Source organism: Methyloceanibacter sp., from assembly GCF_051306395.1.
Lineage (GTDB): Bacteria > Pseudomonadota > Alphaproteobacteria > Rhizobiales > Methyloligellaceae > Methyloceanibacter.
Genome location: NZ_JBPPND010000140.1, coordinates 1 through 15,731, shown reverse-complemented (window position 1 = coordinate 15,731; position 15,731 = coordinate 1). Strand labels below are relative to the sequence as shown.

The following is a 15,731-nucleotide window of genomic DNA, read 5'->3' as shown; positions in this document are numbered from 1 at the left end:
AGATGGATCAAGAGCCACGCCGAGACGAGGGTCTTGCCGACATCGGTATCGGTTCCGGTGACGAAAAAGCCTGACACGAGGCGATGGACTCCGAAAGGTTCGCGGGCGGGAGGGCGACTTTATCGGTCGGAGCTTGGGAGGCAAGAGGCTGGACGAGAGCCTTGGTTTCAGGCGACAAAGTGCCATCCATGCGCCGTTTCCTGTCCCTTTGCGTTCTAACGCTCCTGATATGCAGTCCCGCGGCGGCCGCCGGCGGCAAAACGCTGCGTATGGCCTATGATGCCGACCCCGCCTCGCTCGATCCCCATGAGCAGCTTTCCGGCGCCACGCTCCAGCTCTCCCATCTCGTGTTCGATCCTTTGGTGCGCTTCCGCCAAGACTTGACGCTCGAGCCGCGGCTCGCCAAGAGCTGGGAGCAGATTGATGCGCGTACCACGCGGTTTCACCTGCGCGATGACGTGCTCTTTCACTCCGGCCGCAAGATGACCGCGGAGGACGTGGTCTGGACCTTCAACCGTCTGAAGCAGAGCCCTGACTTCAAAGCGCTGTTCGAGCCGTTCGAGGCGGCGCAGGCGGTCGATGCACACACCGTCGATCTCATCACCAAGGGGCCGTATCCGCTGGTGTTGAATCTGGCGACCTACATCTTCCCCATGGACCGCGAATTCTATACGGGCACCGACTCGCGCGGGCAGCCCAAGGACGCGGTGGTCAAGCACGGCTCATCGTTTGCTTCTGCCAATATGAGTGGTACGGGGCCGTTCATCGTCACGAAACGCGAGCAGGGGATCAGACTAGAGTTCAAGCGCTTCGACGAATGTTGGGACAAGACTTCGCCGGGCAATGCGGAGGAAATCGTTCTTACGCCGATCAAGGAGCCTGCGACCCGCGTCGCCGCGTTGCTGGCCGGCGATGTTGATTTCATTGGGCCAGTCCCGCCCACCGATCTGAAGCGCGTCGAGGCGTCGTCGTGCTGCGACCTCGTCACCGTCCAGTCCCCACGCGTGCTCACCTTCGAGCTGAACCAGGATCGCGTCGAAGCCTTCAAGGACCCGCGCGTGCGGAAAGCGATGAGCTACGCCATCAGCCGCGAAGCCATCGCGAAGAAGATCATGCGCGGGCAAGCCACCGCCGCGGGGCAGTTGAGCCCGCCCGGCTACGCGGGGCACGACCCCGCGCTCACGCCGCCTTACGACCTTGCCAAAGCGAAGGCGCTGATGAAGGAGGCGGGCTACGAGGACGGGTTCTCAGTGAGCATGGTCGCGCCCAACAATCGCTATGTGGGAGATGCGCGCATCGCCGAAACCGTCGCCGCCATGCTCGCCAAGATCAACATCAAGGTCGATCTTCAGACGTTGCCGAAGGCGCAATACTGGCAGCGCTTCGATGCGCGTGACGGCGACATGCTGATGATCGGCTGGCAGTCCGACACGCAAGACTCGGCGAACTTCTACGAGTTCCTGGTCATGACGCCGGACAAGACGACCGGTTACGGCCAATATAACGCGGGAAATTACTCGAACCCGGAAGTGGACCGGCTGACGCTGGAAACTCAGTCGATGACCGATCCGGAGGCCCGCGCCAAGGTTCTCAAGGGCATCGAGCGCATCATCTATGAGGACGCGGCGCTTCTGCCGCTCCAATGGCAGCATCTCGCCTGGGCGGCCCGCAAGACTGTGAAGATCAAGCCTGTGGTAAACGTCATCGACATGCCGTATCTCGGTGATCTTGTCATAGAATAGGGGCCAAAGAACAAAGGCCGTTCGGGGAGGGACATCCGATGCTGAAGAAGATCCTGCTGGTGCTGGTGGCGCTGGTCCTGGTGTTTGTGGTCGTCGTCGCGCTCCAACCTTCGGAATTCCATGTCGAGCGCTCCGTCACCGTCGACGCCCCGGCATCAAAGGTGTTCGGCGAGGTGAACGACTTCCACAAATGGGAGGCCTGGTCGCCCTGGGCGAAGCTCGACCCCAATGCCAAGGTGAATTTCGAAGGACCAGAGGCCGGCTAGGGGACCGCGATGTCCTGGGCCGGGAATAGCGAAGTGGGCGCCGGCAAGATGACCCTGGTCGAGAGCCGGCCCGACGAACTCGTGAAGATCAAAGTCGACTTCACGGAGCCGTTCGAGGGCACGAGTGGCGCGCAGTTCGACTTCAAGCCTGAGGGCGATAAGACCAACGTCACCTGGAGCATGAACGACGACCACAACTTCCTGGAAAAGGCCATGTGCCTCATCATGAACGGGAAGAAGATGGTGGGCGAGCAGATGGAGCAGGGCCTCACCAAGCTGAAGCAGGTCTCCGAGAGTCAGAGCTAGCGCCGCAGCCCCTTCCTTCTGAGTCGTAAGTCCGACCCCCGTCGGCTATAGTCTTGAACTGCGGTGGCCTTTCGCCGCCGCCTTTGGGCACCGCGTGCTCGCGCGGGAGGTCGAGGGACCAATAGGGGGGCGGCGGCGAACTTGGAATTGCCCGCTATCGGCAATGAAGTGGGATTTCCTGAAGGCCGATACCGCGCCGCGGCTGCCACCCAGTGCCCGCGCCGTCGTCACCATGGCGGCCATCGGCGCTGTCACCGGGCTCATTTCCAGCATCCCGTCGCCGCTGCCCGAGATGCGTCTCGACGAAGACGGGCTTCTCTTGAATGCCGAAGGGGTTCCCCTTCATGCCGGCATCGCCTTCGGCGCCGGCATTGGCCTCAGCATGTGGCTCTGGGTCACCCGCGACCTGGGCCGATGCTTTCTCGCCATGGCGCTGGTGCTGATCGGCTGGCTCGCCGCCGTCAACACGGCCAACGACGTGTACCAGGCGCTGGTCGGCTCGGAACTGTTCGGCACGGTTCCGGGCGCCAAAGGGAACCGGGAGATATTGGGTCTCTTGCTTGGCGGGATCGGCGGCGGCGCGGTGGGTGCCGGCCTGACGGCCTTCGGCACGGGCATCCCGGCCGAGCCCATCAGGCGAACCAAAAGCTGGATCCTGGTGGTCGTCGTCGGCACGGCGCTTGGCGCGCTGCTCTATCCGGCTGCCGATCTCAATGCGCTGCTCCTTCTTTTCGTGCCGTGGCAGGCGCTGGTCGCCGCTGCGGTCGCGTTCGGCCTGACGCGGCCGTGATGCGTTCATGAAGGCCTTCGTCTCGGGCGCGGCCTTCATCGGCGGACGTCTTCTCCAAGCCCTGCTCGTCATGCTGGCGATTCTCGTCATCGCTTTTGCCGTGCGGCAAAGCCTTGGCGATCCTCTGCGCGAGATCATGGGTCAGGCGGTGCCGGAATCCGAACGCGCCGAACTGCGCCATCAACTTGGCCTCGATGCGCCTTGGTCGGTTCAACTCGCGGGCTATCTGGGCCGCGCCGCCACCGGCGATCTCGGCACCTCGATCATCTACAAGAAACCGACGGTCGAAGTGGTGCTCGCCAAGTTCCCGGCGAGCTTCGAGTTGGTACTTGGCGCGAGCCTTGTCGTGCTTCTTCTGTCCGTGCCGTGCGGGGTCTATTGCGCCGTGCGGCCGCAGACGCTTCGCGCCAGGCTGATTTTAGGCTTGAGCGTGCTTGGCATCTCCGTGCCAGTTTTTCTCACCGGCATTTTTCTCATCACCGTTTTTGCCGTGTGGCTCGATTGGCTGCCCGCCTTCGGCCGTGGCCAGACGGTGGACCTTGGGGTTTGGCAAACGGGCCTTCTCACCCGCGACGGGCTTGCGCACCTCGTGCTGCCGGCGCTCACGCTCTCCTCGATCATGCTGCCGCTGTTCATTCGGCTTGTGCGCGGCGCCATGCTCGACGAACTCGGCCACGACTATGTGCGCACCGCGCGCGCCAAAGGCGCGTCGCCACTTCGCGTGTGGATCGTCCATGCGCTGCGCAACGCACTCCTGCCCCTCGTCGCCGTGGGCGGTCTGCAAGTGGGTACGCTCATCGCTTATACGCTGCTCACCGAGACGGTGTTCCAATGGCCCGGTATGGGCTTTCTGTTTCTCGAAGCCGTCACTCGCGCCGACATTCCGCTCATCACCACCTATCTTGTGCTGGTGGGGCTCCTATTTGTCATCGTCAACACGCTGGTCGACCTTTTGAGCTTGGCACTCGATCCGCGCGTCAGCCTTGAGGGCGCACGATGAGCGCCGGCGTCGGCGGTATGAACACGGGCGCGTTCTCCACTTTCGCCGCCGGCCGGCCCGGCGCCGTGCTCGCCGCCGTCTTGCTCGCCCTGGTCGCGCTTGCCGCGTTCTTGGCCCCGCTGATCGCGCCGCAAGACCCGTTCGATTTGGCGGGCTTCGATCTGCTCGACGCCGAGTTGCCGCCCATCTGGCAAGAGGGGAGCGATCCGCGCTTCGTGCTGGGTACGGACTCCCAAGGCCGCGATCTCTTCAGCGCCATCCTCTTCGGTACGCGCATCTCATTGTTGGTCGGTCTTCTCGCGGTGGTCATCCAAGCCGTAATCGGCGTCTCGCTGGGGCTCTTTGCCGGCTATTTCGGGGGCACGGTGGACAGTCTGGTCACGCGCTTGGCCGACATCCAGCTCTCCCTCTCCACGCTGATGATGGCCATCATCGTCATGGCGCTGGTCCGCGCGGGCCTCGGCGGGGAGGCCTTGAGCCACTTTGCCGTGCCGCTGCTCGTCCTCGTCATCGGCCTGGCGGAATGGCCCATCTTCGCCCGCACCGCCCGTGCGGCCACAATGGTGGAGGCGGCCAAGGACTATGTTCGGGCGGCCCGGGCGTTGGGCGGCAGCGATCTGGCCATTGTGCACCGCCACATCCTGCCGAATATCTTGTCTCCCCTGGTCGTCATCGCCACCACCCAAGTGGCCGGCGCCATCATGGCGGAGGCGGCTTTATCCTTTCTCGGCCTAGGCATGCCGGTCACCAAGCCGTCCCTAGGCACGTTGATCCGCTCCGGCTACGACCTCATGTTCGCCGGCACCTGGTGGGTCACGGTGCTGCCGGGGCTGATGCTGATTGGGCTCCTGATTTCCATCAATGTGCTCGGGGACGCGTTGCGCGATTGGCTCGATCCGCGCGCCCGCGGCCGCTAAATCTGGCCCAGGCAAGCTAATCTGCTGCGACCTCTTGATAATTGGGGCCGCGACGACCCATAAGGTATAGTGAGCCAAGGCTTTCAGGCCACTTCAAGAACGTCGGCGTTTCCACAGCGAAGCCGCCGAGGAGGAGACGTCATGGAGACCCCGGGCCCGGTCAATCCGGATCTCGTCTATTCTTTGCGGCGCGTCACCGAGCGTGCTGCTTGCGCGGCCTTCAATTGGATCGGACGCGGCGAGGCGGACGATGGCGGCCGCGCCGCGCTCGACGCCATGCGCAGCGCACTGACGGAGATCGACCTCGACGCACGCGTTGTGATCGGCGAGGCGACCGCGGGTGAGGCGCCCCAGCCGCAGCGCGGCGAGCATCTCGGCCAGCCCGGTGCGTCGTTCAAGGCCGACATTGCCGTCGATCCCGTCGAGGGCACGAGCTACCTGGTGCGCGGTCTGACCAACGCACTCGCTGTTCTCGCCGTGGCGCCGCGCGGCGCCATGATGAATCCCGGTCCCGCCTTCTACATGGAGAAGTTCGTGGCCAGCTCGCTTGCTCGCGGCAAGATCGATCCGACTTGGCCCACGGCAAAGAAGCTCGAAGAGCTCGCCAAGGTTCTCAACAAGGACGTCTACGATCTCACCGTCTTCGTGCTGGAGAAACCGCGTCACCGCGATCTGGTCAATGAGATCCTGGCGGCCGGCGCGCGCGTGGCCATGTATCCGGCGGGCGACGTGGCGGGCGCTCTCATGGCGGCTGTGCCCGGCTCGGGCATCGACGCCTTGATGGGCACGGGCGGCACGCCGGAAGGCGTCATGTCGGCCTGTGCCATCCGCGCGATCGGCGGCGAGTTCCTCGCCCGCCTCGATCCGCAGCTTCAGACCGAGACCAAGGCGGTTAAGGACGCGGGCATCGACACCACGCGCTGGTTCGAGCGTGACGAGCTCATCACGTCCGACCATGTGTTTTTCTGTGCGACCGGCATCACGACCGGTCTCATGCTCGAGGGCGTGGAGCGCACCAGGGCGCACTATAAAGTGCAGACGATGATGATAACCGGGGCGACGGGCGAGCGGCAGATCTTGACGAGCTTTGTGCCGACGGAACGTCTTGCGAGCGTGGCGGCTCGCGATGTCGCCTAACAAGCTATAGGGATAGGAGCGCCTGGGAGCAGTAATGCCCAAGCGAGTGGATCATCCGATCATCCTCGGTATCGTGGGTGACTCGGCATCGGGAAAGACGACCCTGTCGGCGGGTGTCGCCCAGATTCTGGGCGAGGAACACTGCTCGGTCTTCTGCACCGATGATTATCATCGCTACACGCGGCAGGAGCGGAACGACGCCGGCCTGTCCGCGCTCGATCCACGCGCGAACTATGTGGACGTCCTGGAGCAGCATCTGCGTCTGCTGCGCCGGGGTGAGCCGGTCCTGAAGCCGGTCTATTGCCACGCGCACGGCACCTTGGGCCGCCCGCGCTATTTCAAGCCCACGGAGTTCGTGATCGCGGAAGGGTTGCTTGGCTACACCACCCGTGCCATGCGCGATTGCTACGACGTGAAGATCTTTCTCGATCCGGAAGACGATCTCCGGGTCAAGTGGAAGATCCATCGCGATACGACCAAGCGCGGCTATAAGCTCGAGGACGTGGTCGCGTCACTCGGGCGGCGCAAGCAGGACAGCCCCAGTTTCATCCATCCGCAGAGGACCTTCGCTGATATCGTCATCCGCTTTCAGTCGCCCAAAGGGGCCAACGGCTCCGATACGCAGCTCGATGTCCGCCATCTTTTGCGCCCGACCTTGCCGCATCCCGATTTTTCGCCGCTTTTCGATGGGACCAGCAATGCCGGGCTCCATCTGGAACTCGCTCGCGATAGGGATGGAAAACCCGTCGACGTACTTGAGATCAACGGCAATATCTCCGACAAGAGGGCCGAGCGGATCGAGGATCTGCTGTGGAATCTCATCCCGGAGGCGGGCCATCTGCGCGACGAGGTCGGTCGCATCGATATCGCCAACGGGGCCAACGGCGCGAATAAGAGCCACCCGCTGGCCTTGACCCAGCTTCTCGTAGGATATCACGCGGTCAAGGCGGCAATGGGCGTCCGCGCTTATTAGACTCGGATTTGAGGACAACAAATGGCTAGGGCCTTTTGATGCAGGATCGAGCATTGTCTGAAGCGACACACAAGGACATGGCGAACGCCATCCGCGCGCTCGCCATGGACGCGGTGGAGAAGGCCGCGTCCGGCCATCCGGGCATGCCCATGGGCATGGCCGATGTGGCCACGGTCTTGTTCACCCGTTTCTTGAAATTCGATGCCGCGCATCCGGACTGGCCCGACCGCGACCGCTTCGTGCTGTCGGCCGGCCACGGCTCCATGCTGCTCTATGCGCTGCTCTATCTTACCGGCTATCCGGAGATGGATATCGAGGAGATCGAGCGCTTCCGCCAGCTGGGCGCCCGCACCGCGGGACATCCCGAATACGGTCATGCTCCCGGCATCGAGACCACCACGGGACCGCTCGGGCAGGGCATCGGCAATGCTGTCGGTATGGCGCTCGCCGAGCGGCTGCTCAACCAGCGCTATGGCGACGACATCGTCAGCCACTACACCTACTGTATCGCCGGCGACGGTTGTCTCATGGAAGGCATCAGCCAGGAGGCGATCTCGCTGGCCGGCCATCTCAAGCTCGGCCGGCTTATCGTGTTGTTCGACGACAATCAGATTTCGATCGACGGACCGACCGATCTCGCCGTGTCCGACGATCAGCTCGAGCGCTTCCGCGCGTCCAGCTGGCATGTCGCCGCCGTGGACGGGCACGACCCGGAGGCCGTCGCGCTTGCTATCGAGAACGCGCGCGGCGTCACCGACCGGCCCTCGCTCATCGCCTGCCGGACAATCATCGGTTACGGCGCGCCGAAAAAGGCGGGCACCGCTTCCACCCACGGCTCCCCGCTCGGTGATGAAGAGATCGCGGGCGCGCGCGAAGAGCTCGGCTGGGCACACCCGCCGTTCGAGCTGCCGGAGCAAATTCTGTCGACGTGGCGCGCGGCGGGCGTAAAGCATCGCCAGGCTTACGAGAAATGGACCGAAGCCGCGGGCCGGCTTGATGCGGCCTCGCGCGAGCACCTCGTCGAGCCGATCGACGCCAAGGTGGCCGACGGCATCGTCCGCGCCGTCGCCAGCGCCAAGACGGACTTCGCCGCCGAGGGCGCCAAGCTCGCCACGCGGCAGTCCTCGCAGAAGGTGTTGGAGCGGCTGGTGCCGGTCGTCCCCGGCCTGATCGGCGGCTCGGCCGACCTTACCGGCTCGGTGGGCACGCTCACCAAGCAGCATGGCGTCGTCAAGCCGGGTGATTTCGCGGGCAACTACATCCATTACGGCGTCCGCGAGCACGCCATGGCCGCGGCCATGAACGGGCTGGCGCTGCACGGCGGCATCGTCCCCTACGGCGGCACCTTCCTCGTGTTCTCAGACTATTGCCGCCCGTCGATCCGGCTCTCGGCGCTGATGGGGCAGCGGGTGATCTATGTGATGACCCACGATTCCATCGGACTTGGCGAGGATGGGCCAACCCACCAGCCTGTGGAGCAGCTTGCGGCGCTGCGCGCCATTCCCAATCTCCATGTGATGCGGCCGGCCGACTCGGTCGAATGCGCCGAGTGCTGGGAACTGGCGCTGCTTGCCAATGACAAGCCGGCCATCCTGGCGCTCACCCGCCAGGGCCTGCCGCTGCTTCGCACCACGCCCACGGAGGAGAATCTCTCCGCCAAGGGAGCCTATGTGCTGATCGAGCCCGACGGCGGGCGCGACGTGACGCTGCTGGCCACGGGCTCCGAGGTGTCTTTGGCCGTGGACGCCGCAAAATTGCTCCAAGAGGAGGGCATCAAGGCCGCAATCGTGTCCATGCCCTGTTGGGAGCTGTTCGACGCCCAGGACGAGACCTACCGCCAGACGGTGTTAGGCACCGCCCCGCGGGTCGGCGTGGAGGCGGCCATAGAGTTCGGCTGGCAGAAATGGCTCGGCCAGGATGGCACTTTCGTCGGAATGCGCGGATTCGGCGCATCTGCCCCCGCGCAGGAGCTTTATAAGCACTTCGGTATCACGCCCGAGGCCGTGGCGGCCGCGGCCCGTGATCTGACCGTCAAAAAGTAGAGGTAGGGAGGACATGGCTAACACGCGCGTCGCCATCAACGGATTTGGCCGGATCGGCAGGCTCACTTTCAGGGCGTTCCTGGAGGCCGGCCGCAAGGACCTCGATTTCGTGGCGATCAACGACTTGGGCTCGGCCGACATGAATGCGCTCCTGCTGGAGTTCGACAGCGTCCACGGAAAATTTCCGGGCGAGATCGCCGTCACCGGCGGCCACCTCAAGGCCGACGGGCAGGATGTTGCGGTCTTGTCCGAGGCCAATCCTGAGAACCTTCCCTGGCGCGATCTCGACGTGGATATCGTCATGGAGTGCACTGGCCGCTTCACCAAGCGTGAGACGGCGGCTCAGCATCTCGATGCCGGCGCCAAGCGCGTTCTGGTCTCCGCCCCGTGCTCCGGCGCCGACCTCACCGTGGTCTACGGCGTCAACGATGACAAGCTGACCCAGAAGGATCACGTGGTCTCCAACGCCTCGTGCACGACCAACTGCCTCGCGCCCGTGGCCCAGGTACTGCACAAATTGGTTGGTATTGAGCGCGGCTACATGACCACGATCCACGCCTACACGGGCGACCAGCGCACCGTGGACACGCTGCACAACGACCCGCGCCGGGCCCGCGCCAGCGGCGTGAACCTGATCCCGACTTCGACCGGGGCGGCCAAGGCCGTGGGGCTCGTACTGCCGGAATTGCAAGGCAAGCTCGATGGCTGCTCGATCCGCGTGCCGGTGCCTAATGTCAGCCTCGTCGATCTGACCTTCGATGCCTCGCGCCCGACGACGGTCGAGGAGATCAATGCCGCCTTGAGCAAGGCGGCTTCCGAAGCCCCTCTCAAGGGCGTTCTGGGTATTAACGACAAGCCACTGGTTTCATCGGACTTCAACCATAACCCCCTAAGTTCCGTGTTCGATCTGACCGGGACCCAGGTCATCGACGGCACGTTCTGCCGCGTGGTCTCCTGGTACGACAACGAATGGGGCTTCTCCAACCGCATGAGCGACACCGCCGTCGCAATGGGACGACTGATATGATGAGTTCTGAATTGAGTATGGCCGACCTCGATCTTTCCACCATCAAGACCATCGACGATCTCGATGTGGAGGGTAAGCGAGTCCTGGTCAGAGCCGACCTCAACGTGCCGATCGAGAACGGCGAAGTGGCCGACGACACGCGCATCAAGCGCGTGCTTCCGACGATTTCGAAACTGAAGCAGGGGGGCGCCAAGGTCATCCTCATGTCCCATCTGGGACGTCCCAAGGGCGAGCGCTCCCCCGAGACGTCGTTGCGGCCGGTCGCCGCCCGGGTGGAAGCGCTCCTGAATGGCGGGCCGGTGCGCTTCTTCGACGATTGCGTGGGACCGGAGGTCGAGAACGGACTCAAGGCTCTCGGAAACGGCGATGTAGCCGTGCTGGAGAACCTCCGCTATCACCAGGGCGAGACCGCAAACGATATCGGCTTCGCCAAGCAACTCGCGGCGCTCGGCGATATCTATGTGGACGATGCGTTCTCTTCGGCCCACCGCGCGCACGCCTCCGTCGAGGCCATTGCCCATCTCATGCCGGCTTATGCGGGCAAGCTGATGATGGCGGAGATCAACGCGCTGACCAAAGCGCTCGCGGATCCCAAGAGGCCGGTCATGGCCATCGTCGGCGGGGCCAAGGTCTCCACCAAGATCGACGTCCTGAAGAATCTTGCGACCTGCATGGACGTGCTTGTGGTCGGTGGCGGCATGGCCAACACGTTGCTCAACGCCCAAGGCGTTAATGTTGGGAACTCGCTCTACGAGCCCGACTTTGTGGATACGGTGAAGGAGGTCTTGGCCTCGGCTGAGCGCGCGGGCTGCGAGATTTTCCTGCCGGTCGACGAGGTAGTGGCCAAGGAGCTCGCGCCGGGCACCGAGTGGGACGTATGCGACGTCAATACGATTCCGTCCGACATGATGGTCCTCGACCAGGGCCCGAAAAGTATCGAGCGGTTGAAGGCTCGGCTCGGCGAGATGTCCACGCTTCTCTGGAACGGTCCTCTCGGCGCCTTCGAGGTCGCGCCTTTCGGCAAAGGCACGCTAGCCCTTGCGGAGGAGGCGGGGCACCTGTCGCAAGAAGGCAAGCTCATCAGCATCGCCGGCGGTGGCGACACCGTGCGGGCATTGAACATGGTCGGTGCGACACCGTCGTTCACTTATGTCTCGACCGCCGGCGGCGCCTTTCTCGAATGGCTGGCCGGCCGCCAATTGCCTGCGGTGGTCGCGCTGTCGACCAGCCAGATAGAGCCGGCCCAGACGGCTGTCGCGTAACGCGCGCCCCCAGCGGGCCACAAGGATTGACCATGGCCGGAGACATCATCATCGCCCCGTCGATCCTGTCCGCCGATTTCGCTAAGCTCGGCGAGGAGGTGAAGGCCATCGACCGCGCGGGCTGCGACTGGATCCATATCGATGTGATGGACGGCCACTTCGTGCCCAACATCACTATCGGCCCGGACGTGGTGAAGGCGCTCCGCCCGCATTGCGACAAGGTCTTCGACACGCATTTGATGATCGCGCCGTGCGATCCCTACATCGAAGCCTTCGCATCTGCCGGCTCCGACATCATCACCGTGCACGCCGAGGCCGGACCTCATCTCGACCGCTCGCTCCAGCACATCAGGAGCTTCGGCAAGAAGGCCGGCGTCAGCCTCACGCCATCGACGCCGGAGACGGCGATCGAGTATGTGCTCGACAAGGTCGATCTCGTTCTGGTGATGACGGTGAACCCCGGCTTCGGCGGTCAGGCCTTCATTCCGGAACAGCTTGAGAAGATTCGCGCCATTCGCGAGATGATTGGCGACCGGCACATCCATCTCGAAGTGGACGGCGGCGTCAATGTGGAGACTGCGCCGCTCGTGGCCGAGGCCGGCGCCGATGTGCTGGTCGCCGGGTCCGCCGTGTTCAAGGGCGGCGCTTATGCCGAGAACATCGCCGCGATCCGCGACGCGGCCATGCGCGCTCAAGCTGCCGCTTGATGGAGCCATTCGAAGATTGCCGTGCTGTCGTTTTCGATCTCGACGGGACGCTCGCCGACACGGTCGGCGATCTCGCTACAGCGCTCAATCGGACTCTTGCCGAGCTTGATCTGCCGCCGCACTCGGAAGACGCCGTTCGCGGCATGGTTGGCGGCGGTCTCGCCAAGCTTCTTACGCGGGGGCTCGCCGCACATAATGTGTTGCTCGATGGCGCAGAGCACGAGGCGATGTTGGCGCGTTTCGTGGCTCACTATGCGGGGAACCCAGCTGAGCGCTCCACGCTCTATCCCGGAGCGCGGCAGACCTTGAATGTGCTGCGTGAGGCGGGCATCGCTTGTGGACTCTGCACCAACAAGCATGAACCCATCGCCCGCGACCTTCTGGACGCGCTCGGCATTGGGTCAGCCTTCGGCGCGGTTCAGGGCAGCGAGACGGGGTTTCCCAGAAAGCCCGATCCGGCCTGCCTCATCCACGTGGTGAAAACGCTCGGCGCCAGTCCCGAGACCGCGCTCATGGTGGGCGACAACGCCACGGACCTGAAGACGGCACGCGCCGCGGGCCTCAAAGGGGTAGTTCTCGTGACCTATGGTTACTCCGTGACCCCGGTCACTGAACTGGGCGCGGATCTCGTGATCAATCATCTTCACGACTTGGTTCCTGCCCTTGCTCTTCCCGAGCGGGCGCAATAGCAAGACGCCTATGGATGTGACCTATTTCGGCGCCCTATTGGCGGGCTTCCTGAGCTTCCTCAGCCCCTGCGTGCTGCCGCTCGTGCCGCCTTATCTCTGCTTCCTCGGAGGCACGACCTTCGACCAGCTGACGGGTGAGGACGAGACGCCCGCCCACGTCTACCAGACGGTGGTGCTGTCCTCGGTCGCTTTCGTGCTCGGCTTCACCACGGTGTTCGTCATCCTGGGCGCCACGGCCACGGTGTTGGGCCAGATCGTGGTCGTGAACCTTCCGATCCTCGCCAAGATCGCCGGTGTGATCATCATCATTGCCGGACTTCACTTCCTCGGCGTCATCCACATTCCGCTTCTGCACCGCGAGGCGCGCTATCACGCCGACACGCGGCCCGCGGGGCTGATCGGCGCCTATGTCATCGGCCTGGCCTTTGCCTTCGGCTGGACACCCTGCATCGGGCCCGTGCTCGGCGCGATCCTCGCGGTTGCCGCGGGCGAGGATTCCGTGCGCCAAGGGGTGAGCCTGCTGTTCGTCTATTCGCTCGGCCTCGGCATCCCGTTCATCCTGGCCGCCGTCGCCATCAGGCCGTTCATGAGCGCGTTGCAGCGCTTCAGGGGACATTTGGCGGTGATGGAGAAGGTGCTCGGCGCCTTCCTCGTGCTCACCGGCATCCTCTTCCTCACCGACTCCATGACCCTGATCGCCGGCTGGATCCTGCAAACCTTTCCGTCGCTTGCCACCATCGGCTGACGATTGCCGCTTGCTCTCGGGCGCCACCGATGAATAGTGGCGCCCTATGGCACAAAGCAAAACCGCGATCGCGCTGACCATCGCCGGTTCCGACTCCTCGGGCGGCGCCGGCATCCAAGCCGATATCAAGACCTTCTCGGCGCTTGGCGTCTACGGCGCGAGCGCCATCACCGCGCTGACCGCCCAGAACACGAGGGGCGTGGATGACGTGATGGCCGTGCCGCCGGAATTCGTCCTCGCCCAAATGCGCAGCGTGGCAAGCGATCTGGCGGTCGGCGCCATCAAGATCGGGATGCTCGCCACCGCGCCCATTATCGAGGCCGTGGCGGACGGGCTCGATGACTTTCCGGGCGTTCCCGTCGTACTCGATCCTGTCATGGTGGCGACGAGCGGCGATCCCCTGCTCGACGAGGATGCGGTGGAGGCCCTGCGCGACCGGCTTGTGCCGCGCGCCACGCTCATCACGCCGAACCTGCGGGAGGGCGCGGTGCTGCTCGGCGAGCCGGCGGAGAGCCGGGAGCAGATGTTGGAAGGCCGCGCCGAGCGCCTGCGCGATCTCGGAGCGAAAGCAGTCCTGCTCACGGGCGGCGAATCCATCGCCGAGACGGCGCTCGACATCTTTGTCGACGAGAACGGCGTCCAGCGCATCGAGGCGCCGCGCGTGGAGACCGAGAACACCCACGGCACGGGCTGCACCTTGTCTTCGGCCATCGCCGCGGAGCTGGCTAAAGGAGAGAGCTTGGACAAGGCGGTGAAGATCGCGAAGCTCTACGTCACCGCCGCCATCATCGCCGCCGACGAGATCGAGGTAGGTAAGGGCAGGGGCCCCGTCCACCATTTCCACGCATTCTGGAAGTCCGAGGGCGCCTAAGCGTCGGCCGCGACTTTGGCGTGCTGCTCGCCGAGCCCTTGAACGCGCAGCACCATCTCGTCGCCGGGCTTGAGGAACACGCGGGGGTTCCGTGCCATGCCGACGCCGGGCGGCGTGCCCGTGGTAATGACGTCGCCAGTCACCAGCGTCATATATTGGCTGATATAGCTGACGAGATCGGCCACGCTGAAGATCATGGTCGAGGTGTTGCCCGTTTGCATCCGCGCGTTGTTGAGGTCGAGGCTGAGATCGAGAGCTTGCGGATCGGGGATCTCGTCGGTGGTGACGAGCCAAGGCCCGAGCGGACCGAAACTGTCATGGCTCTTGGCCTTGATCCATTCGCCCGGCCCGCCCTTTTGAAGGCTGCGCTCCGAGACGTCGTTGCCGATGCAATAGCCCGCCACGTAGTCCAGCGCGTCTTCGACCGAGACATTCTTCGCGCGAGAGCCGATGACCACGGCAAGCTCGACTTCGTAGTCCATGCGCTTGAAGGCGGCCGGCGCCAGGACGGGATCGTTCGGTCCGGACACGCAGGAACTTGCCTTAGCGAACACGATAGGCACTTCGGGGATCGGCAGACCGGTCTCCTCGGCATGGTCGCGGTAATTGAGCCCGATGCCGAGGAATTTCGGCACCACGCCCACGGGCGCGCCGAGACGCGGAGACCCTTCGATCAGAGGCAGCGTCTCCGGATCGATCTGCTTCAAACGATTGAGGCTTTCCGGCCCGAGCGCGTCGCCCGCGAGGTCGCCGACGACGCCGGAGAGATCGCGGATCTGTCCGTTGCTGTCGAGAAGTCCGGGCTTCTCTTGCCCGCTATCGCCAAATCGTACGAGTTTCATTGCGCTCCCTCAGGCCATGGTTCGCCGCATGATGCACAGGACCGCGCGAGGCGCAACGGCGCGCCCCAACCATCCGGTAAGGTGTTGGAGGCGTCGTGCTTATCGACGCTGAATCGTCCGTCACATCCGCTGTGGCCGGGTGGACCCGGCCACGTGGCCCATATGCAACAACCCTCGGTAAAGTTTCGGCGCAAGGGGTGGGGCGGGTGCCCGCTAAGCGTGTGTGGCAGGCGCCGCGAAGGGGCGTCGCAACCGCTGGTACGGAGATATAACTAGCTGATTTTCAATAAAAAACTGGGTACGTCCAAGCCTGGCCCGGTGGAGTTTTGCATTTCCGCAACAGTGCCCGAACAAAGTGCATTTGCGGCCTCGCGCTTTGTTGAAGGGTGCGGGCGGGCTGCGCTAGCTTTGCATC

At 64.1% G+C, this 15,731-nt stretch carries 17 protein-coding genes; 15 read left to right on the top strand and 2 right to left on the bottom strand.

Annotated features, from left to right (window positions below; genetic code table 11):
- Positions 1-77 (bottom strand): AAA family ATPase (locus tag ACSLE4_RS07300; protein WP_435903816.1); only part of this gene is annotated, 77 nt, incomplete at its 3' end.
- A 192-nt stretch (positions 78-269) separates the two neighbouring features.
- On the opposite strand from ACSLE4_RS07300, the gene ACSLE4_RS07295 reads away from it, so the two are divergent.
- The 15 genes from ACSLE4_RS07295 (at position 270) to thiD (ending at position 14,474) form a co-directional block, all read left to right on the top strand.
- Positions 270-1,742 carry an ABC transporter substrate-binding protein gene (locus ACSLE4_RS07295; protein WP_435903814.1) on the top strand — a complete coding sequence of 491 codons (1,473 nt, stop codon included), beginning with the start codon at positions 270-272 and terminating at the stop codon, positions 1,740-1,742.
- Positions 1,743-1,780: 38 nt separating this feature from the next.
- Positions 1,781-2,008 carry an SRPBCC family protein gene (locus ACSLE4_RS07290; RefSeq protein ID WP_435903813.1) on the top strand — a complete coding sequence of 76 codons (228 nt, stop codon included), beginning with the start codon at positions 1,781-1,783 and terminating at the stop codon, positions 2,006-2,008.
- A 9-nt stretch (positions 2,009-2,017) separates the two neighbouring features.
- Positions 2,018-2,314 carry an SRPBCC family protein gene (locus ACSLE4_RS07285; protein ID WP_435903812.1) on the top strand — a complete coding sequence of 99 codons (297 nt, stop codon included), beginning with the start codon at positions 2,018-2,020 and terminating at the stop codon, positions 2,312-2,314.
- A gap of 163 nt (positions 2,315-2,477) precedes the next feature.
- Positions 2,478-3,104 (top strand): hypothetical protein, encoded by a 627-nt coding sequence (locus ACSLE4_RS07280; RefSeq protein ID WP_435903811.1) that lies wholly within the window; start codon positions 2,478-2,480, stop codon positions 3,102-3,104.
- Between the two features lie 7 nt (positions 3,105-3,111).
- A complete protein-coding gene (locus ACSLE4_RS07275) occupies positions 3,112-4,104 on the top strand; it encodes an ABC transporter permease (RefSeq protein ID WP_435903810.1) in 993 nt (330 codons plus the stop codon).
- The gene (locus ACSLE4_RS07270) at positions 4,101-5,021 is read left to right on the top strand and encodes an ABC transporter permease (RefSeq protein ID WP_435903809.1); all 921 of its coding nucleotides are present in this window, start codon (positions 4,101-4,103) and stop codon (positions 5,019-5,021) included. Before ACSLE4_RS07275 ends, ACSLE4_RS07270 begins: the two co-directional genes overlap by 4 nt.
- Positions 5,022-5,162: 141 nt before the next feature.
- Positions 5,163-6,158, top strand: a complete 996-nt coding sequence (gene glpX, locus ACSLE4_RS07265; RefSeq protein WP_435903808.1) for a class II fructose-bisphosphatase — start codon at positions 5,163-5,165, stop codon at positions 6,156-6,158.
- Between the two features lie 34 nt (positions 6,159-6,192).
- Positions 6,193-7,131, top strand: a complete 939-nt coding sequence (locus tag ACSLE4_RS07260; RefSeq protein ID WP_435903807.1) for a phosphoribulokinase — start codon at positions 6,193-6,195, stop codon at positions 7,129-7,131.
- 38 nt (positions 7,132-7,169) lie between these two features.
- The gene (gene tkt / locus ACSLE4_RS07255; protein WP_435903806.1) at positions 7,170-9,173 is read left to right on the top strand and encodes a transketolase; all 2,004 of its coding nucleotides are present in this window, start codon (positions 7,170-7,172) and stop codon (positions 9,171-9,173) included.
- 13 nt (positions 9,174-9,186) lie between these two features.
- Positions 9,187-10,200, top strand: coding sequence for a type I glyceraldehyde-3-phosphate dehydrogenase (gap, locus tag ACSLE4_RS07250; protein ID WP_435903805.1), 1,014 nt, complete (start codon positions 9,187-9,189; stop codon positions 10,198-10,200).
- Between the two features lie 17 nt (positions 10,201-10,217).
- On the top strand, positions 10,218-11,462 hold the full coding sequence (locus tag ACSLE4_RS07245) for a phosphoglycerate kinase (RefSeq protein WP_435903815.1): 1,245 nt from the start codon (positions 10,218-10,220) through the stop codon (positions 11,460-11,462).
- Positions 11,463-11,494: 32 nt separating this feature from the next.
- Complete coding sequence (rpe, locus tag ACSLE4_RS07240; RefSeq protein WP_435903804.1) at positions 11,495-12,169, top strand: ribulose-phosphate 3-epimerase; 675 nt, start codon at positions 11,495-11,497, stop codon at positions 12,167-12,169.
- The gene (locus ACSLE4_RS07235; protein ID WP_435903803.1) at positions 12,169-12,858 is read left to right on the top strand and encodes an HAD-IA family hydrolase; all 690 of its coding nucleotides are present in this window, start codon (positions 12,169-12,171) and stop codon (positions 12,856-12,858) included. The genes rpe and ACSLE4_RS07235 overlap by 1 nt, the downstream gene beginning before the upstream one ends.
- A gap of 10 nt (positions 12,859-12,868) precedes the next feature.
- The gene (locus ACSLE4_RS07230; RefSeq protein WP_435903802.1) at positions 12,869-13,603 is read left to right on the top strand and encodes a cytochrome c biogenesis CcdA family protein; all 735 of its coding nucleotides are present in this window, start codon (positions 12,869-12,871) and stop codon (positions 13,601-13,603) included.
- 46 nt (positions 13,604-13,649) lie between these two features.
- On the top strand, positions 13,650-14,474 hold the full coding sequence (gene thiD / locus ACSLE4_RS07225) for a bifunctional hydroxymethylpyrimidine kinase/phosphomethylpyrimidine kinase (RefSeq protein ID WP_435903801.1): 825 nt from the start codon (positions 13,650-13,652) through the stop codon (positions 14,472-14,474).
- On the opposite strand, the gene ACSLE4_RS07220 is transcribed toward thiD, so the two are convergent.
- A complete protein-coding gene (locus ACSLE4_RS07220) occupies positions 14,471-15,316 on the bottom strand; it encodes a fumarylacetoacetate hydrolase family protein (protein ID WP_435903800.1) in 846 nt (281 codons plus the stop codon). The two genes, thiD and ACSLE4_RS07220, sit on opposite strands and share 4 nt — an antisense overlap.
- Positions 15,317-15,731 lie beyond the last annotated feature (415 nt).